Origin of the sequence: Chrysiogenes arsenatis DSM 11915, from assembly GCF_000469585.1 — a bacterium.
In the GTDB taxonomy this organism is placed as follows: domain Bacteria; phylum Chrysiogenota; class Chrysiogenetes; order Chrysiogenales; family Chrysiogenaceae; genus Chrysiogenes; species Chrysiogenes arsenatis.
On the sequence record NZ_KI273144.1, the window covers coordinates 262,380 to 287,750 of the forward strand.

Sequence of the window (25,371 nt, forward strand, 5' to 3'; positions counted from 1 at the left end):
CTTTATGGCGCTCAAGCGCAATCTAATCGCAAATTACCTTGGCCAAGGCTGGACAGCCTTGATGAGTATCGCGTTTGTCCCATTGTACATAAATTACCTCGGGATTGAGGCTTATGGTCTGATCGGCTTTTTTGCGATGATACAAGCGTGGTTGAGTTTACTTGATATGGGTATGACTCCAACCTTGAATCGTGAAATGGCTCGATTTACGGGGGGGAACCACAGCAACGAGTCTATACGCGACTTGCTGCGCAGTATCGAAATTATCGCAGTCGGTGTTGCAGCGTTGATTACTGGTGGCATCGCACTAGGCGCCGAATGGATGGCTAACAGTTGGCTGCGTGCCGAAACTCTCCCTGACGAAGTCGTTGCCCAAGCATTTATCATAATGGGGTTAGTCACGGCATTGCGCTTTGTTGAAGGGGTTTACCGCAGTACGATCATTGGCTTACAAAGACAAGTATTGTTTAATGTTGTGATCAGCATCATGGCCACACTGCGTGGACTAGGTGCTGTTGGCATTCTAATGTGGGCATCTCCCACTATCGAAGCGTTTTTTCTTTGGCAGGGTGCTGTTTCCATTGCAACTTTAGCAGTTTTGGGCATCACCACCTATCGTTGCATGCCTATGGGAGTGCGTGGAGGACGATTTTCGCTAGACGCACTCCGTAACGTGTGGCGCTTTGCAGGGGGAATGATGGGAATAACACTGCTATCACTGTTGCTCATGCAAGTTGACAAGCTCTTGCTTTCAAAACTGCTAATCTTGAGCGAGTTTGGTTATTACACACTGGCAACATCGGTTGCCGCTGTGTTATACATGCTTATAAACCCCATCACGCAAGCATTTTTCCCAAAATTCTGCGAACTCCATACACTTGGCAATAAAGAGCACCTAATAGACAGCTATCATAAAGGGGCACAACTTATAACTGTTATTGCTGGGAGTGCCGCTTTAGTGATTATTTTTTTTTCCGAAACACTCATGCAACTCTGGACACAGGATTACGAGCTCGCGACCCGCACGGCTACCCTGATTAGGGTATTAATGCTTGGGAATCTGCTTAACGGTTTAATGTGGATACCTTATCAAACACAGTTAGCACACGGTTGGACAAGTTATGCTATTTGGGTCAATATTGTTTCCGTTGCTATAATTCTTCCAGCCATTTTATGGGTAACGCCAATCTATGGCGCCCTTGGTGCCGCCTGGATTTGGGTTGGTTTGAACGCTGGGTATATCTTGATTGGCATTCACTTTATGTACCGTAAAATTCTAACTACAGAGAAATGGCGCTGGTACATTGAAGACTTAGCGATTCCACTTGGTGCGGGTTTATTAACAGTTAGTGTGCTACGCTACTTGCTCCCTGATGCCAAGGATAATCTAATGCAACTTTTTGAACTAGTGATTGCTAGTGTACTCACACTAGCGGTTATGGCACTAGCGAGTATTGAGGTACGCAAGATAGCGATAAATTTTTGGATTAATTTAGCACCAAAGAAGTAAAATAAATGCGAGGTAGAGTGGCTGCACAAAAAAAAGCACCAAAAATTAGTATCGGCATGCCTGTTTATAATGGCGAAAATTCTATAAAAAAAGCAATTGAAAGCATTATTCAGCAGACATTTACGGATTTTGAACTTATTATTTCTGATAATGCTTCAATAGATGGTACTGAATCGATATGTATTGAATACGCTGCAAAAGATAAGCGTATTCGTTATGTCCGACAACGCATGAACTTAGGAGCTATTGCTAATTTTCAGTTTGTACTAGATGAGGCCGTAGGAGAATATTTCATGTGGGCAGCAGCGGATGATATTCGATCTTTGGATTTCTTAGAACTCAATTTAACGTTTCTTGAGAAGAATAAAGACTTTGTTGCATCAACATCCCCAGTAAGGTTTGAGAATAATTCTTTTAATGCAATAAGTATGGGTTGTTTTAGTCTTGACATGGATGATTTCCCTGAGAGAGCTGTTAAATTTTTTACTGGCTGGCATGCTAATGGCCGCTACTATTCTCTAATAAGACGTAATTCCCTATTAGGTTTTTGTCTCACAGACTGCGATATCCTGGGTGGCGATTGGTATCTTGTGTTGTTCTTAGCGAAAAAAGGTAAATTAGCTTGTGTTTCCAAAGGTGAATTGATTTTGGGCGCTGCAGGCGTTAGTAATTCAACAAATATATTTGCTCGATATAATACGAATCTACTAAATTTTATTATCCCCTTTAATCGTTTATTTATAAAAACAGAAAAATTAATTGCAAGAATGCCCCTCTCTCTTAGATTGTTAATGTATTTCAGCTGGATTAAGCTAAGCTATAGTGCTTTGAAACTTAATTTATTATGGAAACTCTTTCCGAGGAAAAGAAAAGATAAATGAAAATCGCTTTTAACTACCCAATTTTCACGTATCAACAGTACGGCGGGATATCCCGATACTACAAAATCTTAGCAGAGCAACTCTCTGAAATGGGGAATGATGTATCAATCATTTCAGGTATACACCAAAATAGCTATTTAGCCAGTATGAGCAATAGAAACATCGTAAAAGGGTGGCATGTCAAGAAGTATCCTCCAAGAACTACACGCATTTTCAAAAGCCTGAATGCCGCCTATACATCGATGAAGTTATTACAAATCGTTCCCGATGTAGTTCACGAAACATACTACACACCTAGCTCGCTTATGAAGGCGAAACAACCCCGTACAACAACAGTTTACGATATGATACATGAACTTTTTCCTGATCAATTTTCCTGTAAAGACAAGACAACCATTTATAAGCAGGAAACGTTTAGACGGGTGCAGCATATTTTGAGCATCTCACACAGTACAAAAAGGGACTTAATTAACTGTTTTGGGATTGATGAAAATAATATTTCAGTCGTTCACCTTGGAGTGGACGCGGCATACCTACAATACGCAGCACGACAAGAGTCGAACAATATATTACTTCCACAGCCCTACCTTCTTTACGTGGGTGGCCGCACTGGCTATAAAAATTTCTTCAACTTTTTAAAGGCTGTTTCTCTCTCATCGCGCTTAATAACCGATTTCAATATCGTAGCTTTTGGTGGGGGAGCTTTTACAAGGCAAGAATTGATCGATATAAAGAATCTCGGATTGTCTGAGCAGCAAATTACGTGCGTAAGTGGCTCTGATGCTCTCCTTGCACAGTACTATGCGAATGCTGTGGCGTTCATTTATCCTTCATTGTATGAGGGTTTTGGATTACCTCCTCTAGAAGCAATGGCCTGCAACTGCCCGGTGATCTCAAGCAACTCAAGCTCTATGCCGGAGGTTATTGGCAATGCGGGTGAATTTTTTGACCCAAATAGTCTTGAAGAGATGATGCACGCTATGGAATCTGTGCTCTATGATTCGACAAGACGGAGCGCACTACTCCAACTTGGAACAGAGCGAGTCAAGCAGTTTACTTGGGAGAAGTGTGCCTATGAAACGCTTAAAATTTATCAAAATATTACGAGGTAATTGTGTCGGATAAAGTTGCTTTAATTTGTGGCGTGAGCGGGCAGGATGGGAGTTACTTGTCTCGTCTTTTACTACAAAAAGGTTATAAGGTTTGGGGAACCTCGAGAGATGCACAAGGATCCTCGTTTGCCAATTTAGTAAAGCTACAGATAAAGAACGACATAACAACCATATCCATGGTTCCCGAAGACTTTCGGAGTGTTTTTGTCGCATTAAAAACCAGTCAACCCGACGAAGTATACTACTTAGCAGGGCAGTCATCTGTTGGCTTATCATTTGAGCAACCTGCCGAAACCATCCAAAGTATAACGCTGGGAACTCTCAACATCCTAGAGGCATCCAGAATGATTAACAAGCAGGTAAAAATATATCATGCTGGATCAAGTGAGTGTTTTGGGGATACATTTGGGCTACCGGCTGACGAAACGACTCCATTGCATCCACGTAGCCCCTACGCGGTTGCAAAATCATCTGCCTACTGGCTGGTAAATAACTACCGCGAAGCCTACAGCCTGTACGCTTGCACAGGCATATTGTTTAATCACGAGTCTCCATTGCGCCCGACACGATTTGTGACACAGAAAATTATTTCTACTGCTCTCAGAATAGCCGATGGCTCCAAAGAAAAACTGCAACTTGGAAGGCTTGACATCGCTCGTGACTGGGGGTGGTCGCCAGAATATGTTGAAGCGATGTGGCTCATGCTCCAGCAACCCACAGCAGAGGATTTCGTTATTGCAACAGGAGAAACGAATACTTTGGAGAGCTTTGTCTCAACAACTTTTTCGTGCTTAGGGCTAGATTGGCAAGAGCATGTTGAGTTAGTGAGCGGACTTATTCGGCCAACAGAATTGCTCATCAGCAGAGCAAATCCATCGAAAGCGCATAAGAAACTTGGCTGGCAAGCCAATCGTAAAATGCGGCAGGTAGTAGAGGGAATGTTGAGCAGGAAAGATTTCAACTATTAAAAATGACTGTAACGCTATAATTTTGCATTGCGAAACAACTCACTATCTATCGGTAATTTTCCAAAAACTTATGAAAGGTTTTAATGCCATCACAACAACAATCGATCACATCCAATTGCGTTGAACATAGCGAGACACGATTTGAGTCTAATGAGACTCCTTTTGATTCTCCGAAACTCTCCATTCTTACCGCTACTTACAATGCAGCTCACTTTTTGCCAGAATTAGTTGCGAGTTTACGCCAGCAAACGGATAAACGATTTGAGTGGATTATTGCGGACGGTGCATCTACAGATGGCACTGTGGAAATTTTGGAAAACTTTAGCGACTTGCATATCACGCTGAGCTCATGTCCTGACTTTGGTATTTACGATGCACTGAATCGAGCTATTGGGTTATCAACAACAGAATATTATGTCGTGCTCGGAGCAGATGACACGCTATACCCTGATGCCGTAGCCAATTATATTAATGCCATTGAATGCTCTAACGCGGACATAATTAGCGCTCAAATAGCTATGCCGAGTGGACAAATAAGTGCTGGGCGAAGGAAGTGGCCTTGGTTGTATAGCCAATTCGCCTACGTAAGCTGTCACTCTGTTGGGGTGGCTATTCGCAAATCATTACATAATGAGTTTGGGTTATATAATCGTAAGCTCCCAATTGCCGCCGATCAGTTATTTCTCAAGTCTGCGGGTGATGGTCGGGTATATATTTTTTATGCAAATTTCGTTGCTGGAATTTATAGCAACTGTGGCCTTAGTTCCGTGGATGTTATCGGATCACTGTGCGAGTTTTATAGGGTGCAACTAATGACTGGTGAAAACAAATTTATTCAGACAGTAATTTTCATCTCACGACTACTTAAGCATTTGCGTAGGCTTTAGATGTGCTGCGCTACTTGCTGTCTAGGAAAGCTCTTTTTTGGGGCGCTAAATCAGCGCGAAACGGTCAAACTGCCATCTAGTAGGCAATCTCGATGAATGTGCTACTTGTGTACTGGGGGCGAAAAGGTGGTGGCGCGAAATATGCGTTTGAAATGGCTCAAGCGCTACAAGACCTTGTTTTTCTTCACATTTCCATTTCTAAACAGTCTGAGTTATTTGAAAATTTTCACTCTATGGCCTTGCCTGAAATTAATATTAAAACATTTAATGGCAAGTATAGTTTCTTGTTTCGTACCTTTCTTTTGCCGATTATGCTTTATCGGATAGCGGCCTACTGCAAGCAAAATAATATAGACCTTGTCTATTGCCCTATGGCTCATGTATGGGGCACAGCCTTAGCCCTTACGCTAAAGGTTTTTAGAATTCCATACATTCTCACTGTTCACGACGCAGAATTACACCCCGGAGACGGTGGTAAAGCTTTGCAGATGGTGCTTGACTGGGAGATTAAGCTTGCGACCGCCACGGTGACTCTTACCCGTAACGTTCAAAATCTACTCTCCTCACGCTATTTAGTGAAACAGAACACCATTATACCTCATGGAATATTTCCGTACTTTCAGGCAAAGACTCCCAAGGTTTTCCCCGAAAGGAAATTCCGAGCTCTTTTCTACGGTCGAATTGTCGCGTATAAAGGGCTTGATCTCTTGCTCGATGCGTGGCGAACAATTGAAAAGCGATTCCCGCAGAGTATCCTAGAAATCCGGGGGAGTGGTGACATAACTCCGTACCAAGAGGCATTATCGAAATGCAATAATGTGTCAGTCTATAACCGATGGATAAACGAGGCGGAAAATGAAAATATTTTCCGTTCTTGCCACCTTTGTGTCCTCCCATACCGTGAGGCAAGCCAGTCAGGTGTGATCGCTATCGCTTTCGCAGCTGCTATGCCTGTAATAGCAACCCCGCATGATGGACTCATCGAACAACTAGAAAATGGTGGTGGATTGGTGTGCACTGAACCAAGTGTAGATGGATTGGTATCCGCATTAACTCAAGTTATGTCTACCCCTGCTCTGTATGAACGACTGTCATCAGAATCGCTTACGCAATCGCAGCAACTTCAATGGCCGGTTCTCGCAAAAAAACTCACCACGTATTTCGAGCATATTACAGACCAAAAACGATCCAATACCTGAGATATTTCAGCGTACGACACTCGCTACGCATCGGAGCACTTCCATGACCAACCCAGCTGAACACACCATCCTCATCACCGGCGGTGCCGGTTACATCGCCACACATACACTGGTGACTTTGATTGAAGCGGGCTTTCACCCCTTCGTTATCGACAATTTTTCCAACAGTTCCCCAGTCGCCCTTGAGCGTGTTGCCCAAATTACTGGCCGTCAGATCCCCAACGCCAAAGTCGATATTCGCGACGAAGCGGGGTTACGCAACCTATTCACACACCATACTATCCGTGCTGTTATCCACTTTGCCGGCCTTAAAGCCGTAGGTGAATCTGTCGCCAATCCACTCGCATATTACGACAACAACGTTGCCGGAACCATAACACTCTGCCGCGTTATGGCGGAGTTTGGTTGCAAAACACTCGTCTTTAGCTCCTCGGCTACAGTATATGGCGACCCCGCATCAGTCCCTATTTGCGAAGATTTCCCTTTATCGGCTACCAACCCGTATGGCCGCACAAAACTCATGATAGAAGATATTCTGCGTGACCTCACCCATACAGACACCCAATGGCGCATCGCACTGTTGCGCTATTTTAATCCTATTGGTGCCCATCCCTCTGGGCTGATTGGCGAAGATCCGCATGGCATTCCGAATAATCTGCTCCCTTTTATCGCCCAGGTCGCGGTTGGCAAACGAAGTCAACTCGCCGTCTTTGGTAGCGACTACCCAACTCCAGATGGCACTGGTGTCCGAGATTATATTCACGTGCTTGATCTGGCTAAAGGGCATGTCTGTGCCCTGCAAGCCCTCACCAATCCACCAACACCCATGCCTTTGACTGTCAATCTGGGCACCGGACGTGGTTACTCCGTGCTCGAAGTCATTCGTGCCTTTGAAAAAGCCTCTGGACGCCAGATCCCTTTTGAAATCGCCCCACGTCGTGCTGGCGACGTCGCCCAGTGCTACGCCGATCCAACACTTGCGGCCAAACTTCTCGGCTGGCGTGCCGAATATGAGATTGAACAGATGTGTGCCGATGGCTGGCGCTGGCAGTCGATGAACCCCGATGGGTATGCTTTATGACATTTGCCTTTCTGTCACACCTTGACATGAACTTATACCTCTTTCGCCTCCCAATTATGCGCGCGCTTGTCGCAAAGGGACATACCGTGTATGCCGTTTGCCCGGAAGGTGAGTACTTCCACCGCTTTGCCGCTGATGGCATTTTGACGTGCCCATACGAGATCGACCGCAAAAGCCTCAACCCATTCAAAGAACTTGTGGCGCTTCGCAACATAGTGCGCGCGCTCAAAACTATTCAACCAGACATTCTCCACACCTTTACTGCCAAACCAAATATCTACGGCTCGCTCGCAGGGAAAATTGCCCGCGTTCCAACTATCTACAACCTCGTCGAAGGACTTGGCTCTTTTTACGTGGAAAACACCTTCCGCAATCGCATCATGCAGGGAATCATGGAACAGCTGTATCGCATTGCGGGGCACATCTCGCAAAAGACCGTTTTTGTAAACAACGACGATCCGGCGTATTTTGTGGAACACAACATTCTCGCTCCACAAAAAGTTCATATCATCCGCAGCGTCGGCGTTGATACCAACGAATTTCACCCAGCGAACTTTGACCAAGAACGCTTACGTCAGGACTACGCCGACCTATTGCAGGATAACCACGGCTCAGTGGTGTTAATGGTGGCACGAGCCATCTGGCATAAAGGATTGCGCGAATATTTGGACGCGGCCAAAATCCTGCGGGAACAATTCCCCACGGCAACTTTCCTGCTCGCCGGCGATATCGACGAAGGCAACCCCTCTTCCGCTACCCGCGAATTTCTGCAAACACAAACACACGTTCGTTGGCTTGGCCATCGTGATGATATTGCCGCACTCACCGCACTGTGCGATCTCTATGTACTGCCAAGCTACCGCGAGGGAGTTCCCCGAACACTCCTTGAGGCCGCTTCGATGGGCAAACCCATCGTAACCACCGATACCGTCGGTTGCCGCGAAGTGGTACGGCACGGCGAAAATGGTTTTTTAGTACCCGTGCGCAACGCAAACGCACTGGCCGATGCCATTCGCCAGCTTTTGGAAGACAAAGAACTTTGCCTAACGATGGGGCGCGCCAGTCGTACCATTGCCACCAGCGAGTTTGCTGTCGAACATGTTGTCGAACAATACCTCACCCTCTACGGAGTTGACCAAGCATGACATCCACCAAACAGTGTGCCATCTACGGTGCCAGCGGCCATGGAAAAGTCATTGCCGATATCGCGCACCTGAGCGGGTGGCACGTCCTGTGCTTCATTGACGACGACACCAGCAAGCACCTGCTGGCGAACATACCGGTCTACACCTTCGCAACATTTCTCACCCTCCACCCAGCACTGCCAATAGTGCTCGGCGTTGGGCACAACCACGTGCGCCAACAGATTGCTCAGGCGCTGGCAACGAAATTTCTGACCGTTGCGCCACCACTTATCCACCCTTCTGCCATCATTGCGGCCAGTGCCGCTATCGGTGTTGGCAGCGTGGTGATGGCTGGTGCCATCGTGAACCCCGATGCCGTGCTGGGGATAGGCACCATTATCAACAGTGGTGCAATTATTGAACACGATTGCCAGATTGGTGACTTTGCCCACATCAGTCCCGGTGCGGCTTTGGCGGGAAATGTGACCGTCGAAACCGGTGCTCATATCGGGATTGGGAGTACCATCATCCAAGGGATTACCATTGGAGCATGGGCAACTGTGGGCGCTGGCGCGGCAGTCGTACGCGATGTCCCTGCAGGCGCCACCGTAGTCGGCGTTCCCGCGCGTATTCTGAAAATAAAGGAATAACCTATGCCTCACACTTCCGGTTTACCACGCCTTTTCCTTTCGCCACCGCATATGGGCGGGAACGAGCAACACTATATTCAGGCGGCTTTTGACGCCAACTATATTGCCCCACTCGGTGCGAATGTAACCGATTTTGAAAAACGTGTTGCCTGCTATACCCAGTCGCCCCATGCCGTGGCTCTCTCCTGTGGCACCGCCGCCATCCATTTAGCACTTATTTTGCTTGGTGTGAAAGCTGGCGATCCGGTTCTCGCTTCAAGTTTTACCTTTATCGGCTCCGTCTCTCCGATTATCCACCTCGGTGCCGAACCAATCTTTATTGATGCCGATACGAATTCATGGAATCTTGACCCAGCTCTACTGGAAGAAGCGCTGCACGACCGCCAGCAACGCGCATTACCCATGCCTCGGGTACTCATTCTAACCCACCTTTACGGCCAGCCAGCCAACGTTGATGCTCTTGCAGCCGTTTGCCAACGCTATGGCGTGACGATCATCGAAGACGCTGCCGAATCGCTCGGTGCCACATGGCGTGGGCGCCACACCGGAACCCTGGGCACGTTCGGCATACTGTCGTTTAACGGGAATAAAATCATCACTACCAGCGGCGGCGGAATGCTGCTCACGCCCTCAGCAGAGTATGCCAAGCAAGCACTGTACCTCGCCACGCAAGCGCGGCAAAATACGCCTCACTATGAACATACTGACGTGGGATATAATTACCGTATGAGCAATATTGTCGCCGGTATTGGCTGCGGCCAGATGGAAGTTCTCGCCGAGCGGGTCGCACGCAAGCGGGACATATTTACCCTTTACCAAACACTGCTCGCCGATATCGAATGCGTTCACTTTATGCCGGAACTGCCTCACGCCTGTGGCAATCGCTGGTTAACCACCATCACGGTAGATCATCCAGCTATCACCCCAGAAACCTTACGGTTATATCTGGAAGCGCAAAACATTGAATCGCGCCCTTTATGGAAACCGATGCACCTGCAACCGGTGTTTCGTGGCGCCCAAGCGTACACGCAGGGCGTATCAGAAAAACTTTTTGCGACCGGCTTATGCCTCCCCAGTGGAACCGCCATGAGTGATAGCGACATTGAACGGGTCGCAACACTCGTCCGCCATTGCATCGAGCGGGTGTAAGCGTGTACAAACATTTCATAAAGCCTGTGGCCGATCGGATTTTAGCGCTTTGCCTTTTACTTCTTTTTGCGCCCGTTATGCTTCTCACGGCGCTCATGGTCAGAATCAAACTTGGCAAGCCTCTCCTGTTTTCTCAGGAGCGCCCAGGGCTGCATGGGAACGTTTTCCGTGTGTATAAATTCCGCTCCATGAGCGATGCACGTGATGCAACGGGCGAACTACTCCCTGACGACATTCGACTTGGCCACTTCGGAAAATTGCTCCGCAGCACATCACTCGACGAACTGCCACAACTCTGGAATGTGCTCAAGGGCGATATGAGTTTTATTGGACCTCGTCCTTTGCTGGTGGAATATCTCCCTTTATATAACGCATTCCAGCGCCGTCGCCACGAAGTGCGCCCTGGCATCACAGGCTGGGCTCAGGTCAATGGACGCAATGCGATTACGTGGGATGAGCGCTTTGCACTTGATGTGTGGTATGTCGATCATGTTTCACTCTGGACAGATATCAGAATAGTCGTTATGACCATCTATAAAATATTTCGACGTGACGGAGTATCCCAAGGAGGACATGTGACAATGCCGCGTTTTATGGGAAATGAAAACAAGGGAGCAAGTAATGACACAATCGCGTGATGTTCGATTTTGGCTGATGACGTTACTCGGCCTGATGAGTGCCGTCGTCGTACTGTATTACAGCCGTACCATGATTCACGGCTTTGTCTTGCCACGGCAAGCATTGCTGGAAGGAATCGGATGGGCATTCTTACTCATTGTCGCCCTACTTGGACTCAAAAAAGCGGATATCGAAATACAACTTTCGTGGCTGCATATTTTCTATGGAGCCTATGCCTTGATTGGTTTTGCGGGTGCGTCAATAGCGCTCGCGCCAGAAGAAGCCATGATTGGCGCCTTACGCTATGCTGCCGCCTTTGCGCTCATGGTGGGCGTTAGCTCGCTGTTTATCCAGCCAAACGGCACCGTACGGAATAACTCACTCACCGAATCCGAACGCATCATCCAACGCAAGAAACCTCAGACACCCCCGACGTCGCCAGTCGAGCGGATGATGCTTTTCGTCCTGATTATTTCCGCTGCCATTTCGCTCTGCGCCCTTCTGACCATTTCGCAGTACTATGGCGTTGACGGCTGGTGGCAAGTAGCCTCCAATGGTGTTGGTGGTTCTATCTTTGGTAATAAAAACATGGCTTCTGACGCCTACTCTATTACGTTCCTTATGCCGCTAATCCTCTTCTGGTCACGCCAAAGCTGGATGCGCTACGCCGGTATTGCCATGTTCCTGATCATGTCCTACGGCCTGTTGCTCACGACTTCCAAAGGGGCATTTTTCGGGATGATGCTGGGACTCGCCTTTATGGTTGTCTTGATTGGGTATCGCAAATGGCCGGAATTTTCTCCAAAAATCCGTCTGGTCTACATTGCCATCCCAGTCGCTCTCACACTAGCGGCAACACTGTATATGCAGCAAAGTGGTCGCTTTGAAGGGATGCTGTCCGGCGAAAACGATTCGCTTAGAATCCGCCTTGTCTACTGGCAAAACAGCGTCGCCGCCATCAAAGAACACGCCCTACTTGGGGTTGGTGTGGATAACTATCCCCTCTGGCATAACAAGTATTCCAATGCCATTGCGCATACGTGGACGTTACAGGAAAACTTCCGCGTCACTCATCTGCACAACGACTACTTGCAAGCCTTTGCTGATCAAGGAATCCCCGGTGGTATCACTTATACCCTTTTCTGGGCGATGATCGTCTGGCTCGGCTTTATCGCCGCCCGTTCGCCGCACGGCGCATGGCCGATTGTGGTGGCAGGTGCATTGATGGCCTCATTTGGGAACTCATTATTCAATTTCACCTATCACCGTCCCACACCCGTACTGTTCCTTGGCATTCTGGCCGGTTTACTTGTAGCAGCCGCCGCGAATACCCGACCGATGAAGCTCTTTTCTCTCCGCCCCACGATTATGGTACCGTTTTCCATGGCCATGCTCGCTATCGGTTTATTGTACAACATCCCATACCTCAAGGCGGATACCAACGCTGCCCAAGGAATGGCGTATATGTCCGTGAATCCAGCAACCGGCGCACAACATCTCGAGCAAGCGCTCAAACTCCGTCCATCGCACCAGACACCAATCAACCCGCTGATTGGATATTATGCCGGAAAACAGGATTTTGATAGCTTGCTCCGCATCCTTGATGAACACGCCCTGAAGTACGACCCATACAATCCCTATACCTTGCGTGTCGCTGCTGAAGTACAGCTCGCTGGCGGCAACCATGCCAGCGCGTGGGAATACCTCAATCGCATTCGTGCCTTTATGCCGCTCTACCAAGCATGGTACGACACCGCCTTTCGTCTAGCCTATGCCAGCAATGATCACGCAAAAACCATTACCCTTGCGTTAGAAGCGACTGAAGCCAATATGCTGAGCGACCAAGCCCTGTTAATGTCCATCAATAGCGCCTTAAATGTGCAAGACATGGCGCGCTATCAACAGTTTTTCGCTCTGGGATACGAACGAAAAATCCCGCAGATCGTTCAGCTCGTCGAAAAGGCCGCTGAAAACGCCGTGCAACAACAAGCCGATACGCCACAATAACGTCGAAACAACTCACCCGACCAACGCGCCGTGCCGTGAACGACAGGGCGCGTTGGACAGTTCCCTTTCGCTTCTGTCAGAAAAATTTCCCTTGCATCACGCTTTTTTTTTGACTATATATCTGCTGGCACTCACAGCAAGCGAGTGACAACGAAAATTCCGAATCACGGAAACCACATACACGCAGGAGGTCATGATGAAAGTACGTCCACTTCAGGATCGCATTATTGTTCAACGGATCGAGGCTCTACAAAAGACTGAAAGCGGCATCTACATCCCCGATACCGCCAAAGAAAAGCCACAAGAAGGCAAAGTCATCTCAGTTGGCCCCGGCAAACTCAACGAAAACGGCTCAAAAATAGCCCCTGATGTAAAAGCTGGCGACCGCGTTCTGTTCAGCAAATATGCCGGTACCGAAGTAAAAATCGACGGTGAAGAGTTGTTGATCATGCGCGAAGACGACATTCTTGGTGTCCTTGAAAACTAAGCCTTCATTGTTTCGTTCTCAAAAAAACATTTTTTTAAAGAGGTATATTCATGGCTAAGCAGATTATCTTCGGCGAAGACGCCCGTAAAAAAATCCTTTCTGGTGTTGATCAACTCGCAAATACGGTAAAAGTAACCCTCGGCCCAAAAGGTCGCAACGTTGTTATCGACAAAAAATTCGGTTCACCACTGGTAACCAAGGATGGCGTAACGGTCGCTAAAGAAATCGAACTTGAAGACGCTTTCGAAAACATGGGCGCCCAACTCGTCAAAGAAGTTTCTTCAAAAACTTCTGACCTCGCTGGCGACGGTACAACGACTGCCACGATCCTCGCCCAAGCTATTTACCGCGAAGGGATCAAAAACGTTATCGGCGGCGCCAACCCAATGGAACTCAAAAAAGGGATCGAAATGGCCGTTGAAGCGGTTGTAAAGAACCTAAAGCAAATCAGCTGCCCCGTGAGCGGTCGCAAAGAAATCGCTCAAGTTGGCTCTATTTCTGCCAATAACGACGAAACCATCGGCGACATCCTGGCCGAAGCCATGGAAAAAGTCGGCAAAGACGGCGTTATCACCGTTGAAGAAGCCAAATCAATGGAAACCTCACTCGAAACCGTTGAAGGGATGCAGTTCGACCGTGGCTACCTTTCACCATACTTCGTAACCGATTCTGAAAAGATGGTTGCCCAACTCAGCGACGCCTATATTCTTCTCTTTGAAAAGAAAGTTTCCAACATGCGCGAACTGCTTCCCGTTCTGGAGCAAATCGCAAAAACTGGTAAGCCGCTCGTCATTATCGCCGAAGATGTTGACGGCGAAGCCCTTGCTACCTTGGTAGTCAACAAACTGCGTGGCGTGCTGAACGTTTGTGCCGTGAAAGCTCCTGGCTTTGGCGACCGTCGCAAAGAAATGTTGAAAGACATTGCCGTACTTACCGGTGGCGAAGTGATCTCCGACGAACTCGGCCACAAGCTTGAAGACGTTACTCTGCAAATGCTTGGTCGCGCGAAAAGCATCAAAATTGACAAAGAGAACACTACTATTGTTGACGGCGCAGGCCAAACAGATGCCATCACTGGCCGTATTAGCACCCTCAAAAAACAAATCGAAGAAACCACTTCTGATTATGATCGTGAAAAGCTCCAAGAGCGTTTGGCCAAACTTTCTGGCGGCGTAGCGGTTATCAAAGTTGGCGCTGCCACTGAAACCGAAATGAAAGAAAAGAAAGCTCGCGTAGAAGATGCGCTAAACGCAACTCGCGCAGCGGTTGAAGAAGGGATCGTTCCTGGTGGCGGCGTCGCCTTGCTTCGCTCTATCAAGTTCGCCTTTGAAGCGGCTGACAAACTCGAAGGCGATGAGAAAGTCGGCGCGAAGCTGATTGCCAAAGCTATCGAAGAGCCAATCCGTCAAATCTGTGCTAACGCCGGACTTGAAGGCTCTATCATCATCAATAAAATCCAAGAAAACAGCAACATCAACTTCGGCTTTGATGCTCGCAAAGAGATCTTTGTTGACATGGTTGAAGCTGGTATCATTGATCCAACCAAAGTAACCCGCACCGCTATTCAAAATGCGGCTTCTATTGCAGCGATGATGCTGACCACCGAAGCCTGCATTGCCGACAAACCAGAGCCAAAGTCTGGCAGCGGCATGCCTGATATGGGCGGCATGGGTGGAATGGGTGGCATGGGCGGAATGATGTAATTTCGCTTCCCCGCAAGCACGTATTCGCATCTATCCTCAACACCCGTGGCTTCGCGTCACGGGTGTTTTTTATTTTCTCCGAGCAAACCCATTGCAAAAATAAGGGCGATACAGTAGAAATAACACGTTATTGTGTCGCATTCGCACGCGCCAGTAGCATGAGAAAACCGATTTTCTGGAGGCATCATGTTTGGTTTAGGTGTATGGGAACTGGCAATCATTTTGGTCATTGTACTGGTGATTTTTGGTGCAGGCAAACTTCCCCAAATTGGCGCAGGGCTCGGAAAAGGGATACGCAACTTTAAAGATTCCGTCAAGACAACCGAAGACGAAGCCAAAGGCAATATCGATCAATCTACTCCTACCAATAACAACAAAACTGACGAGAAGCCATAATGTTTAACATCGGCTTTCCGGAGTTAATGGTTATTATGGTCATCGCCCTTTTGGTGATTGGCCCGAAAAAGCTCCCTGACGTGGCGCGTAGCCTTGGCAAAGGATTTGGTGAGTTCAAAAAAGCGATGAGTGACTTGCGCGAAAGTGTTGATATGGGACCAACGCCAAAGTCGCCAACGACAACAACGGTAACCCCCTCAACACCAACTCCCGTTACTTCACAAACAACCACTGCGACAGCAGAAGTAGCTTCTGAATCGGCCGCCAACACAACGGCACCCGCAAGCACTACCGAAAGCGAGAAAAAGCCGGAGCAGACCACTTGAGCCAGCACGACGCCCCTGATGTTCGCACCTACGCCCACCACAATGACGAAGAGGCCATGCCGCTTACCGCTCACCTCGAAGAACTCCGCAAACGACTGCAACACAGTATTATTGCGATTTTGGTATTTTTCGTGCCGGTGTACTCGTTTAGCAAGCTGGTATTAGGGTTCTTGCAACGTCCCGTTCTCGACGCGTTCCCCCCAGGTGCGGTTCCTTTTGCCTTACTCCGCTTGCCGGAAGGGTTTTTCACCGAACTTAAAGCATCGTTTCTTGTGGCAATTTTACTGGCCAGCCCGTTTCTTTTGTTCCAGGTGTGGCGTTTTGTTGCCCCAGGGCTCTATCCGCAAGAAAAGCGCTTCGCCTTACCCATGATGGTCTGCTCAAGCCTGTTCTTTTTCACGGGGGCAGCCTTTGCTTATTACGTCGTCTTTCCCTTCGGCTTTGCCTTTTTCCTCAGCTATGCAGAAGGTGCCACCGCGGCCAGCCTCTCGCTCAGTTGGTATTTAACGTTTTGCGTACAACTCCTCATCGCCTTCGGCCTCGTCTTCCAACTGCCGATTGTTGTCCTTTTCCTCAGCCGCCTTGGGCTGGTGACAGCACAAAAGATGCGTTCCGTTCGCAAGATGGCGATTCTGGTGATCTTTGTCGTTTCCGCAATCCTTACACCGCCTGACGTTATCACCCAGCTGTTTATGGCTGGCCCCATGATTCTGCTCTACGAATTGAGTGTAATTATCGCCCAAATATTTGGCAAGAAACGGGTTGAAACAGAAGAAGAATCCTACGATGTCTGACGTTCCCACGCTGAAAGTTGCCATCACGCGATTAGCGCACTGCCCTGCACTGCCCGAGTATCAAAGTGATGGCGCCAGCGGAGTTGATCTCCGTACGGCAGCGTCGGTCACGATTGCTGCCGGTTCCGTAGCCTTGATTCCAACCGGCCTTGCCGTGGCCATCCCACCGGGCTATGAGGGGCAAGTGCGCATGCGTAGCGGGTTGGCTCTGCGCCATTCCCTTTTTCTGCCGAATAGTCCGGGAACCATCGACAGCGACTATCGCGGCGAAATTCAGGTGCTGATTGGCAATTGGGGCAAAGCCCCTTTTACGGTAGAAGCTGGCGAACGGATCGCGCAATTGGTGTTTGCACCCATCGTTCGCGCGCTATGGGTGGAAGTTGATCAGCTTGACGAAACCACACGTGGCTCTCATGGATTCGGTAGTACCGGACGGCAGTAAATAAGGTATTCCTGATTCCCATCCGTCCCCGTAATCGGCGACGGTGTGATCCCTACCAGAGCAAGGCAATGCTTTTCCAGCTCGTGACACACACGATCAATCGCTTCTTGGCGAAAAACCTCATCGCGTACAATGCCACCTTTGCCTATTTTTACCTTCTCCAATTCAAACTGCGGCTTAATCAGCCCAATAAAAGCAAACGCATCTGGAGTCCCAAGGCGGATCACTTCCGGAAGGATTTTTGTCAGGGAAATAAACGACACATCAGTCACGATCAACGCAAATGTCAATCCATTAGCAGGAACGTAGCGCCGAATATCGGTTTGCTCATGCACGACCACCTGCGGATGTTGCCGCAAACGCCAATCAAGCTGATTAGTGCCAACATCCACGGCATACACTTCGCGCGCCCCATTTTGCAGCAAACAGTCGGTAAAGCCCCCCGTCGACGAACCAATATCAAGACAACGCAGGCCATCAGGATTAACGGAAAAATACTGCAAAGCATGGGCGAGTTTCAAACCGCCACGGCTGACAAAAGGGATATCCGGAGTTTTCAAACGAACAACGGCGTCAAGCGGAACGTCCGTGCCAGGCTTATCGACACGGTGATCATTCACAATCACCTCGCCTGCCATAATAAGCGCTTTTGCCCGTTCGCGCGATTGAGCAAGATCTCTATCAACTAACAACTTATCTAAGCGAATCTTGGGAACTTTCATTGATCGTAGTGGAACCGGAGCATTAACTGATTACCGCGTTCATTATACGCAAATTCATCGGCAAAAGCCGTTACCAGAAAGACCCCTCGCCCACCAATATTTTCCAGATTTTCATCATCTGTTGGCTGTGGAACATTCTGGTAGTCAAACCCCTCACCCTCGTCAGAGACCTTCAGCGTCACGCCCGACTGTTCATCCACCGCTATAGCCACATCAACCTTTTTCGCAGGATTTTCCTGATTGCCATGCTTCACCGCATTCGTCATCGCCTCATCAAGTGAGAGACGAATATGATACAGCTTGCGCGACGAAAAGCGATGTTGCGGCACATGCACCAACACTTGTTGCACCATCTCTTGCATAGCATCAAAATTAGAAGGAAACGAAAAGTGTTCTTGCATATGCACCTCGGCACAACTTCGTGGAATTAACTGCGTAGCCGTCTATCAAGCACGCGACTACTTTTTCCTTCAAACCGTTCCAATGTTTTCTTTTCAACAATCTTTACATCAGGACTGATACCCGTCACATTACGAATTTCCGCCGCAATACGCTGAATCAGCGCGTTTTGCTTTTTCATTTCGTCAAAAAAGATTTGCTGATTCACTTCGACCAGCACTTCAAGCACGTCCAGCGAGCCCTTACGATCGACAATCAATTTATAGTGCGGCTCACACTGCTCAATTTTACACAAAACCTCTTCTATTTGCGATGGGAAAACATTTACACCACGAATAATGAGCATATCGTCCGAACGCCCCGTCGGCTTTTCCATCCGCACATGCGTACGACCGCACGGGCAGGGCTCGGCCAGCAGCCGCGTCATGTCGCGTGTACGGTAGCGAATGACCGGCAAAGCCTCTTTGGTAAGCGTCGTGATCACCAGTTCACCCAACTCGCCATACGGCAAGCGCTGCAGCGTGACAGGATCGATTATCTCGACCAAAAAGTGATCTTCGCTAAAATGCATCCCCTGTTTTTCCAGACATTCATAGGCCACACCCGGCCCCATAACTTCTGACAAACCATAGTTATCCGTCGCCTGAATATGCAGCCGCCGCTCGATTTGCTGGCGCATTTCATGCGTCCACGGTTCAGCACCAAATAGCCCTGTCTTCAAGTAGAGCTCTTCCGGCTTTATCCCCATGTGCTCCATCGCCTCCGCCAGGTACATAGCGTACGAAGGGGTGCAAATCAGTGCCGTTGAACGATAGTCGCGCATAATCATAATCTGCTTTTGGGTGTTTCCGCTCGACATCGGAATCACCGACGCGCCAACTTTTTCCGCACCATAGTGCAAGCCAAAACCACCGGTGAAAAGCCCATAGCCAAAGGCAATCTGAATCACATCATCCGCCGTCACACCACTTGCACTGAGCAAACGCGCGACTAATTCACTCCACGTATCAAGATCGTTACGCGTATATCCAACGACAGTTGGCTTTCCCGTTGTGCCACTTGAAGAGTGAATGCGGACGATATCGCGCATCGGAACCGCAAACATACCGTATGGATAATTATCGCGAAAATCATCTTTCGTCGTAAAGGGAAACTGCGCCAGATCGTCCAGCGAACGGATCATCGAAGGTTTCAAGCCATGCGCATCCAGCGATTCGCGGTAAAAGTCGACGTTACGATAGGCGTGATTCACCGTACTAATCAGCCGCTCAAGCTGGAGTTGATCAAGATCGCTGCGACCCATACATTCTTGTTCTTGATCGCGGAACATGACTATTTTTCCCATTTTTCTTTATAATCCTTTCCCAGATACGCTCGTTTAATTTCATTACTGTGAAGCAGCTTTTCTGACGCCCCTTCCATCACAAACTGGCCATTTTCGAGCACATAGCCACGATCACAGAGTTGCAGCGCTTTTTTTGCGTTCTGCTCAACCATCAATACGCTCAAACCATCTGCCCGGAGCGAAGCGATGTGGGCAAAAATTTCGTCGGTTATCAGGGGAGCGAGTCCCATGCTCGGCTCATCCATCAAAAGCAAGCGCGGCTTTCCCATCAGCGCCCGCCCAATAGCCAGCATCTGCTGCTCGCCGCCCGAAAGCGTGCCAGCATACTGTTTCCGCCTCTCGGCCAATCGCGGAAATTGCTGATACACCATCTCTGTCAAACGGGCCACTTCGCTTTTGCCAAACTTGCGGTGCGTCGTATATCCGCCCAGCAAGAGGTTATCGGCCACACTCAGCGGCGCAAACACGCGTCTACCTTCGGGAACATGACAGATACCAAGGTTGACAATTGACTCCGGTGTCATGCCGACCAACTGATGGCCTTCGTATTCGATAGTTCCCGAGCACTTCGCGATCAGTCCGGAAATCGTCGCCAGCAGCGTTGTCTTCCCAGCACCATTGGCACCAATAATGGTGACATACTCACCCGGTTTGATATGCAGCGCAATATTTTGCAACGCCTGAATCGAACCGTAAAATACGTCAAGGCTACGGATTTTTAACATTCGCCTCAACTCCCAAGATAGGCATCTATAACGGCCTGATTTTGCTGTATTTCACGAGGAGTCCCTTGCGCCAATAAGGCCCCTTGATTGAGCACGATCACATGGTCGCTCACGTTCATCACTAAATCCATTTCGTGCTCAACCAGCAAAATGGATATGCCACGTGCCGCAATTTGACGCAAGAGGTCGCCTAATGCGGCCGTTTCGGTCAACGTCAGCCCTGCTGCCGGTTCATCCATCAAAAGCAGCGCCGGCTCCAGCGTTAAGGCACGCGCAATTTCCACCCAACGTTGCGTGCCGAAACTCAGGGAATGCACTTCCGTATCCGCTAAGTGGGCAATGCCGCAAAATTCGAGCGCCGCTACCGCTCGCTGATGCGCATCGCGCTGCGCGCGAGCACTCCCGGAGCCGATCAAGCTTTTCCAGAACGAGGGGCGCAGCGAGCGCCAACATCCAAGCATAACATTCTGTACCACCGTAAGTTCGCGGAAAAGTTCAAGGTTCTGGAACGTGCGGCCAATGCCGCGCGCAGCAATAGCATGGGTGGGGAGGGTATGAATCGGTTCGCCGCAGAAAAAGACGGTTCCACTATCCAGCTGATAGTTCCCGGTCACAATATTGATGACCGATGTTTTCCCCGCGCCATTCGGGCCAATAAGTGCCGTGATCCCATGACTCTCTGTCAGCTCAAAAGAAACCGTATCAACAGCCAGAATACCGCCAAAACGCTTTACAATGGAATCGAGCGAAAGTAACGCCGCCATTTATTTCGCCAACCGTGCAAGCGCTTGCTTTGCTGCCAGCTGCTCTGCCGCTTTTTTTGACGTCCCTTCGCCACGGCCAAACTCTTCCTGTCCGATCATTAAACGGATGGCAAAGGTTTTTTCGTGATCGGGGCCGTGCTCCGACAACACATGATACGTTGGGATAACGCCGAGTTTCCCCTGCGTCACCTCTTGCAGTTCAGTTTTATAGTCACGCTGTTTTTTTTCAAAAACCACGCCATGAATTTCTGATTCGAGTAAGCCGATAATCACATCTCTAACTTTTTCCAATCCCCCATCAAGATACATAGCGGCGAAAGTCGCTTCCAAAGCATCCGCCAGCAAGCTCGCCTTTTCGCGACCTTGCGTATTCTCTTCCCCTTTGCCAATCAGGAGATAGGCTCCAAGGTTGAGTTTTTTGGATGCAATGCGACTCAGCGTTTTTTCGTTCACCACAAAGGAGCGCGTCTTACTCAACTTCCCTTCTGGCTCATGGGGAAATTGGCGCAACAAATATTCACTCACTACCATCCCTAAAACAGAATCGCCAAGAAACTCCAGACGCTCATTGTTCATGGCGACACTGCTGTGTTTTTCGTTCGCGAAGGAGCGATGCGTGAGGGCTCTTTTAAGAAGGGCAAGATCAGAAAAAGTATACCCTAGCGCCGCTTGAAGCGATGCTAGGGGTGCATGCGAATCATTCAACATTCTACTCCGTTAGCCGTGATACCGCCGGAAAATCAGGGTGGCGTTGGTTCCCCCGAAGCCGAAGGAATTGCTCATTGCATATTCAATATTCGCCTTCTGCGCTACGTGTGGAACATAATTCAAATCACACCCTTCACCTGGCTCATCACAGTTGATAGTCGGTGGAATTATCCCCGTCTCAAGCGCTTTACAGCAGACAACGGCTTCAAAGCCACCTGCCGCTCCAAGCATATGCCCAACCATCGATTTTGTCGAACTGACCAGCAGCGAATCAGCCGCTGCGCCAAACGCACTACGAATCGCTTTACTCTCGTTTAGGTCATTAAAGTGCGTACTGGTGCCGTGTGCATTCACATACGTTGGTGCAATGCCAGGGTCTTTAATTCCAGCATCCTGCAACGCCATCTTCATGCAACGCGCCGCCCCTTCACCATCTGGAGCTGGGCTGGTGATATGGAAAGCGTCGCCTGTCAGACCGTATCCGACCACTTCAGCATAGATTTTCGCGCCGCGCGCCTTGGCGTGTCCCAGCTCTTCGAGCACAACCACACCGGCACCTTCGGCCATAACAAAACCATCGCGATCTTTATCAAAAGGACGCGACGCTTTGGTCGGCTCATCATTACGGGTACTCAGCGCCGTCATCGCCGCAAAGCCACCAACCCCAAGACGGGTAATCGCCGCTTCGGTTCCGCCAGCAAAGGCCACATCGCAGGCACCACGTTCAATCAATTTGAACGCATCGCCAATCGAGTGCGTGCCCGTAGCACACGCGGTTACGGCGCACGAGTTCGGCCCTTTCGCATTGAGGTAAATAGAAACCTGGCCAGAAGCAAGGTTGATAATAACCATCGGGATAAAAAACGGGGTGAGCCGTTTAATCCCTTTCTCCATTACCGTCTTCTGCCAATCCTCAATGGCGGGAAGTCCCCCCATTCCAGAACCGATCATCACGCCAACGCGCGGTGCGAATTCATCGGAAAAAGGGATAGCAAAACCGGCATCTTTTGCCGCTTCGGCCGCGGCACTCATGGAAAACTCAATAAAGCGATCCATTTTTTTGCGATCTTTTTTGGGTACAACTTCAATCGGCAAGTCAAAATTTTTGACTTCGCCCGCTATTTTCGATGGGAGATCGTCAACTTCACACAAAGTCGTCGGGCCGATACCTGAACGCCCGGCAATCAGCGCTTCCCAACTCTCCGCGACACTATTGCCGACCGGGTTTACGGTTCCAAGTCCCGTGACAACAACTCTTCTCATGACACACCTTACCTGATTTTGGCTTTTTCTCAGGCGGTACGGAGCCTGAGTGCTCCACTTGCAGCACATAAAAAGAATGCCCACCTTGCGGTGAGCATCGTGATGCACAGTGGTTTATTACGAATGCTGCTCAATATAATTGATGGCATCTTCCACGGTGGCGATTTTTTCTGCATCGTCATCGGGAATTTCAACGCCGAATTCTTCCTCAAGACCCATCACGAGTTCAACGGTGTCAAGACTGTCAGCACCAAGGTCATCGATAAAGGAGCTTTTCAGGCTAACCTCTGCGATATCTACTCCAAGCTGCTCAGCAACAATTTCTTTAACTTTCTGCTCAATTGACATAAATGCTCCTTTTCGTATGAAAAATATCGTAAGTGCAAAATTACCGTTCAGCTTTAAGGAAATATGGGTCTCCCTGTCAAGGAGAAATTACATATACATTCCACCATTCACAGGTATTACGGCTCCGGTTATGTAGCGAGAAAGATCGCTGGCCAGAAAAACCACGGCTCCGGCAACATCTTCCGGTGTGCCAAAACCAGCGAGTGGGATCTGCCCCAGCATCGTCGCACGCACATCGTCGCTGAGTCCCGCCGTCATATCCGACTCAATAAACCCAGGTGCGACCGCATTCACCAGAACATTTTTTGAAGCAAGCTCGCGAGCCATTGATTTTGTCATCCCGATCAAGCCCGCCTTGGAGGCAACATAGTTAATCTGCCCAGCGTTACCCATCTGTCCGACCACGCTGCTGATATGGATAATGCGTCCCCATTTTTGCTTCATCATCCCACGACAAACAAGCTTGGACAGGAGAAAGGCGCTTTTAAGATTCGTATCAATAACCGCGCTAAAGTCTTCTTCTTTCATCCGCATTAACAAACCATCACGGGTGATTCCTGCATTGTTCACCAAAATATCAATACGACCCAGAAACTCGGTTGCCTCTTTGATAAGCGCCTCGCACGCCTCAGAAGCACCAACATCGCCCCGAATCGCTTTGGCCTTACGCCCCATCGCCACAATTTCGGCAACCACTGCTTCTGCCGCTTCCGCGCTGCTCGCATAGTTGATCACCACGTCGGCTCCCTGCGTTGCCAACTCCAGCGCAATCGCCCGACCAATACCGCGCGACCCACCAGTAACCAGTGCCGTTCTATTTGGTGTGAGCATGACAGAACTCCTCGATTTTTTTGAGATCTTCTGCTGTTTCAAGGCTGAGACACTGAACATTTTTGTCTATCTTGCGCATCATTCCGCTGAGAACCTTACCAGAACCAAGTTCAACAAAGGTATCGAAACCATCACCTACGAGTATTTGCATACTTTCGTACCAGCGCACTGTCGCCGTCACCTGGCGAATCAATGAATCGCGCAGATCGTCTGCGCTATAAATATACGCAGCATCGGCGTTGTTAATTATCGTATAATTCAGATCCATAAACTCAACGCTAGCAATGTTTTCCGCTAATCTATCCTGTGCAGGTTGCATGAGTGAACAATGGAAAGGCGCACTCACCGGAAGCATGACAGCCCGCTTTGCTCCCATTTCCTTGCAGTAGCCACACGCTACCTCGACCGCTTTTGCCGCTCCCGCAATCACGATTTGCGACGGAAGATTATAATTGGCGGGCATCACAACACCCTCCACCGACGCACGCTGGCACGCTTCGGCAATCGCATCGAATTCCAGATTCATGATGGCCGCCATTGCCCCACGACCAACCGGCACCGCATCCTGCATGTATTTCCCACGCAAATGTACCAGTTTAACGGCATCGGCAAACGCCAACCCTCCCGCGCACGTGATGGCTGAATATTCACCAAGAGAGTGCCCAGCCGCTGTTTTCGGCATCATTCCAACTTCACGCCGTAATACTTCATGCGCCATAACACTCGTAACGAGTAATGCCGGTTGCGTGTTATACGTAATCTTCAGCTCTTCTTCTGGCCCTTCAAAACAGAGTTGCTGCAAATTGAAACCCAGCGCATCGTTTGCCTGGTCAAAAAATGTCTGAGTGTACGGAAATTGATCGAGCAGGCTTTTGCCCATACCAACAACTTGAGACCCCTGTCCAGGGTAGAGAAACGCGATATTGCTCACG

Annotated in this window: 28 protein-coding genes; 18 read left to right on the plus strand and 10 right to left on the minus strand. The window is 49.1% G+C overall.

Annotated elements, in window-relative coordinates:
• Window positions 1–4 precede the first annotated feature (4 nt).
• The 18 genes from P304_RS0112395 (at window position 5) to dut (ending at window position 17,334) form a co-directional block, all read left to right on the plus strand.
• Window positions 5–1,510 (plus strand): lipopolysaccharide biosynthesis protein, encoded by a 1,506-nt coding sequence (locus P304_RS0112395; protein ID WP_027390795.1) that lies wholly within the window; start codon window positions 5–7, stop codon window positions 1,508–1,510.
• Between the two features lie 17 nt (window positions 1,511–1,527).
• The gene (locus tag P304_RS16395) at window positions 1,528–2,391 is read left to right on the plus strand and encodes a glycosyltransferase family 2 protein (RefSeq protein WP_201766973.1); all 864 of its coding nucleotides are present in this window, start codon (window positions 1,528–1,530) and stop codon (window positions 2,389–2,391) included.
• Window positions 2,388–3,503, plus strand: a complete 1,116-nt coding sequence (locus P304_RS0112405) for a glycosyltransferase family 4 protein (protein ID WP_027390796.1) — start codon at window positions 2,388–2,390, stop codon at window positions 3,501–3,503. Before P304_RS16395 ends, P304_RS0112405 begins: the two co-directional genes overlap by 4 nt.
• Before the next feature lie 2 nt (window positions 3,504–3,505).
• Window positions 3,506–4,471 carry a GDP-mannose 4,6-dehydratase gene (locus P304_RS0112410; protein ID WP_034765461.1) on the plus strand — a complete coding sequence of 322 codons (966 nt, stop codon included), beginning with the start codon at window positions 3,506–3,508 and terminating at the stop codon, window positions 4,469–4,471.
• A gap of 83 nt (window positions 4,472–4,554) precedes the next feature.
• Complete coding sequence (locus P304_RS16400) at window positions 4,555–5,358, plus strand: glycosyltransferase (RefSeq protein WP_027390798.1); 804 nt, start codon at window positions 4,555–4,557, stop codon at window positions 5,356–5,358.
• A gap of 92 nt (window positions 5,359–5,450) precedes the next feature.
• Window positions 5,451–6,557, plus strand: a complete 1,107-nt coding sequence (locus tag P304_RS0112420; protein ID WP_027390799.1) for a glycosyltransferase family 4 protein — start codon at window positions 5,451–5,453, stop codon at window positions 6,555–6,557.
• Window positions 6,558–6,600: 43 nt separating this feature from the next.
• Window positions 6,601–7,638 (plus strand): UDP-glucose 4-epimerase GalE, encoded by a 1,038-nt coding sequence (gene galE, locus P304_RS0112425; RefSeq protein WP_027390800.1) that lies wholly within the window; start codon window positions 6,601–6,603, stop codon window positions 7,636–7,638.
• On the plus strand, window positions 7,635–8,783 hold the full coding sequence (locus P304_RS0112430) for a glycosyltransferase family 4 protein (protein ID WP_027390801.1): 1,149 nt from the start codon (window positions 7,635–7,637) through the stop codon (window positions 8,781–8,783). The genes galE and P304_RS0112430 overlap by 4 nt, the downstream gene beginning before the upstream one ends.
• The gene (locus tag P304_RS0112435; RefSeq protein ID WP_027390802.1) at window positions 8,780–9,412 is read left to right on the plus strand and encodes an acetyltransferase; all 633 of its coding nucleotides are present in this window, start codon (window positions 8,780–8,782) and stop codon (window positions 9,410–9,412) included. Before P304_RS0112430 ends, P304_RS0112435 begins: the two co-directional genes overlap by 4 nt.
• 3 nt (window positions 9,413–9,415) lie before the next feature.
• A complete protein-coding gene (locus P304_RS0112440; RefSeq protein ID WP_027390803.1) occupies window positions 9,416–10,561 on the plus strand; it encodes an aminotransferase class I/II-fold pyridoxal phosphate-dependent enzyme in 1,146 nt (381 codons plus the stop codon).
• 2 nt (window positions 10,562–10,563) lie between these two features.
• A complete protein-coding gene (locus P304_RS0112445) occupies window positions 10,564–11,199 on the plus strand; it encodes a sugar transferase (protein ID WP_027390804.1) in 636 nt (211 codons plus the stop codon).
• A complete protein-coding gene (locus tag P304_RS0112450; RefSeq protein WP_027390805.1) occupies window positions 11,183–13,186 on the plus strand; it encodes an O-antigen ligase family protein in 2,004 nt (667 codons plus the stop codon). Before P304_RS0112445 ends, P304_RS0112450 begins: the two co-directional genes overlap by 17 nt.
• A gap of 193 nt (window positions 13,187–13,379) precedes the next feature.
• The gene (gene groES, locus P304_RS0112455) at window positions 13,380–13,673 is read left to right on the plus strand and encodes a co-chaperone GroES (RefSeq protein ID WP_027390806.1); all 294 of its coding nucleotides are present in this window, start codon (window positions 13,380–13,382) and stop codon (window positions 13,671–13,673) included.
• Between the two features lie 50 nt (window positions 13,674–13,723).
• Window positions 13,724–15,376, plus strand: a complete 1,653-nt coding sequence (gene groL / locus P304_RS0112460) for a chaperonin GroEL (RefSeq protein ID WP_027390807.1) — start codon at window positions 13,724–13,726, stop codon at window positions 15,374–15,376.
• Between the two features lie 186 nt (window positions 15,377–15,562).
• A complete protein-coding gene (locus tag P304_RS15570) occupies window positions 15,563–15,772 on the plus strand; it encodes a twin-arginine translocase TatA/TatE family subunit (RefSeq protein ID WP_034765465.1) in 210 nt (69 codons plus the stop codon).
• The gene (tatA, locus tag P304_RS15575) at window positions 15,772–16,098 is read left to right on the plus strand and encodes a twin-arginine translocase TatA/TatE family subunit (protein ID WP_051321672.1); all 327 of its coding nucleotides are present in this window, start codon (window positions 15,772–15,774) and stop codon (window positions 16,096–16,098) included. The genes P304_RS15570 and tatA overlap by 1 nt, the downstream gene beginning before the upstream one ends.
• Window positions 16,095–16,892 (plus strand): twin-arginine translocase subunit TatC, encoded by a 798-nt coding sequence (tatC, locus tag P304_RS0112475; RefSeq protein WP_236613357.1) that lies wholly within the window; start codon window positions 16,095–16,097, stop codon window positions 16,890–16,892. Before tatA ends, tatC begins: the two co-directional genes overlap by 4 nt.
• Window positions 16,885–17,334, plus strand: coding sequence for a dUTP diphosphatase (gene dut / locus P304_RS0112480; RefSeq protein WP_027390809.1), 450 nt, complete (start codon window positions 16,885–16,887; stop codon window positions 17,332–17,334). Before tatC ends, dut begins: the two co-directional genes overlap by 8 nt.
• Here dut and P304_RS0112485 read toward each other — a convergent pair.
• From P304_RS0112485 to fabD, 10 genes are all read right to left on the minus strand, one after another.
• Entirely contained in the window at window positions 17,304–18,056 is a 753-nt protein-coding gene (locus tag P304_RS0112485) for a TlyA family RNA methyltransferase (RefSeq protein ID WP_027390810.1), read from the minus strand. The two genes, dut and P304_RS0112485, sit on opposite strands and share 31 nt — an antisense overlap.
• A complete protein-coding gene (locus tag P304_RS0112490) occupies window positions 18,053–18,457 on the minus strand; it encodes an ATP-binding protein (protein ID WP_034765468.1) in 405 nt (134 codons plus the stop codon). The genes P304_RS0112485 and P304_RS0112490 overlap by 4 nt, the downstream gene beginning before the upstream one ends.
• 26 nt (window positions 18,458–18,483) lie before the next feature.
• Window positions 18,484–19,800: a phenylacetate--CoA ligase family protein gene (locus P304_RS0112495; RefSeq protein WP_084417715.1), complete on the minus strand. Its 1,317-nt coding sequence runs from the start codon at window positions 19,798–19,800 to the stop codon at window positions 18,484–18,486.
• Window positions 19,788–20,525, minus strand: coding sequence for an ABC transporter ATP-binding protein (locus P304_RS0112500; RefSeq protein WP_027390813.1), 738 nt, complete (start codon window positions 20,523–20,525; stop codon window positions 19,788–19,790). The genes P304_RS0112495 and P304_RS0112500 overlap by 13 nt, the downstream gene beginning before the upstream one ends.
• Window positions 20,526–20,530: 5 nt before the next feature.
• Entirely contained in the window at window positions 20,531–21,289 is a 759-nt protein-coding gene (locus P304_RS0112505) for an ABC transporter ATP-binding protein (RefSeq protein ID WP_027390814.1), read from the minus strand.
• Complete coding sequence (rnc, locus tag P304_RS0112510; RefSeq protein WP_027390815.1) at window positions 21,290–21,997, minus strand: ribonuclease III; 708 nt, start codon at window positions 21,995–21,997, stop codon at window positions 21,290–21,292. It abuts the gene before it with no gap.
• 9 nt (window positions 21,998–22,006) lie between these two features.
• Entirely contained in the window at window positions 22,007–23,260 is a 1,254-nt protein-coding gene (gene fabF / locus P304_RS0112515; protein WP_027390816.1) for a beta-ketoacyl-ACP synthase II, read from the minus strand.
• Window positions 23,261–23,377: 117 nt separating this feature from the next.
• A complete protein-coding gene (acpP, locus tag P304_RS0112520) occupies window positions 23,378–23,608 on the minus strand; it encodes an acyl carrier protein (RefSeq protein WP_027390817.1) in 231 nt (76 codons plus the stop codon).
• Window positions 23,609–23,695: 87 nt separating this feature from the next.
• Window positions 23,696–24,439 (minus strand): 3-oxoacyl-[acyl-carrier-protein] reductase, encoded by a 744-nt coding sequence (gene fabG, locus P304_RS0112525; RefSeq protein WP_027390818.1) that lies wholly within the window; start codon window positions 24,437–24,439, stop codon window positions 23,696–23,698.
• On the minus strand, window positions 24,423–25,370 hold the full coding sequence (gene fabD / locus P304_RS0112530; protein WP_027390819.1) for an ACP S-malonyltransferase: 948 nt from the start codon (window positions 25,368–25,370) through the stop codon (window positions 24,423–24,425). The genes fabG and fabD overlap by 17 nt, the downstream gene beginning before the upstream one ends.
• Between the last annotated feature and the right edge of the window lies 1 nt (window position 25,371).

Bases quoted from the DNA above. Each gene is read 5' to 3' on its own strand.
- P304_RS0112395 (WP_027390795.1), top strand. From the start codon at position 5: ATGGCGCTCAAGCGCAATCTAATCGCAAATTACCTTGGCCAAGGCTGG.
- P304_RS0112405 (WP_027390796.1), top strand. From the start codon at position 2,388: ATGAAAATCGCTTTTAACTACCCAATTTTCACGTATCAACAGTACGGC.
- P304_RS16400 (WP_027390798.1), top strand. From the start codon at position 4,555: ATGCCATCACAACAACAATCGATCACATCCAATTGCGTTGAACATAGC.
- P304_RS0112420 (WP_027390799.1), top strand. From the start codon at position 5,451: ATGAATGTGCTACTTGTGTACTGGGGGCGAAAAGGTGGTGGCGCGAAA.
- galE (WP_027390800.1), top strand. From the start codon at position 6,601: ATGACCAACCCAGCTGAACACACCATCCTCATCACCGGCGGTGCCGGT.
- P304_RS0112430 (WP_027390801.1), top strand. From the start codon at position 7,635: ATGACATTTGCCTTTCTGTCACACCTTGACATGAACTTATACCTCTTT.
- P304_RS0112435 (WP_027390802.1), top strand. From the start codon at position 8,780: ATGACATCCACCAAACAGTGTGCCATCTACGGTGCCAGCGGCCATGGA.
- P304_RS0112440 (WP_027390803.1), top strand. From the start codon at position 9,416: ATGCCTCACACTTCCGGTTTACCACGCCTTTTCCTTTCGCCACCGCAT.
- P304_RS0112450 (WP_027390805.1), top strand. From the start codon at position 11,183: ATGACACAATCGCGTGATGTTCGATTTTGGCTGATGACGTTACTCGGC.
- groES (WP_027390806.1), top strand. From the start codon at position 13,380: ATGATGAAAGTACGTCCACTTCAGGATCGCATTATTGTTCAACGGATC.
- groL (WP_027390807.1), top strand. From the start codon at position 13,724: ATGGCTAAGCAGATTATCTTCGGCGAAGACGCCCGTAAAAAAATCCTT.
- P304_RS15570 (WP_034765465.1), top strand. From the start codon at position 15,563: ATGTTTGGTTTAGGTGTATGGGAACTGGCAATCATTTTGGTCATTGTA.
- tatA (WP_051321672.1), top strand. From the start codon at position 15,772: ATGTTTAACATCGGCTTTCCGGAGTTAATGGTTATTATGGTCATCGCC.
- dut (WP_027390809.1), top strand. From the start codon at position 16,885: ATGTCTGACGTTCCCACGCTGAAAGTTGCCATCACGCGATTAGCGCAC.
- P304_RS0112485 (WP_027390810.1), bottom strand. From the start codon at position 18,056: ATGAAAGTTCCCAAGATTCGCTTAGATAAGTTGTTAGTTGATAGAGAT.
- P304_RS0112490 (WP_034765468.1), bottom strand. From the start codon at position 18,457: ATGCAAGAACACTTTTCGTTTCCTTCTAATTTTGATGCTATGCAAGAG.
- P304_RS0112495 (WP_084417715.1), bottom strand. From the start codon at position 19,800: ATGGGAAAAATAGTCATGTTCCGCGATCAAGAACAAGAATGTATGGGT.
- P304_RS0112500 (WP_027390813.1), bottom strand. From the start codon at position 20,525: ATGTTAAAAATCCGTAGCCTTGACGTATTTTACGGTTCGATTCAGGCG.
- P304_RS0112505 (WP_027390814.1), bottom strand. From the start codon at position 21,289: ATGGCGGCGTTACTTTCGCTCGATTCCATTGTAAAGCGTTTTGGCGGT.
- rnc (WP_027390815.1), bottom strand. From the start codon at position 21,997: ATGTTGAATGATTCGCATGCACCCCTAGCATCGCTTCAAGCGGCGCTA.
- fabF (WP_027390816.1), bottom strand. From the start codon at position 23,260: ATGAGAAGAGTTGTTGTCACGGGACTTGGAACCGTAAACCCGGTCGGC.
- acpP (WP_027390817.1), bottom strand. From the start codon at position 23,608: ATGTCAATTGAGCAGAAAGTTAAAGAAATTGTTGCTGAGCAGCTTGGA.
- fabG (WP_027390818.1), bottom strand. From the start codon at position 24,439: ATGCTCACACCAAATAGAACGGCACTGGTTACTGGTGGGTCGCGCGGT.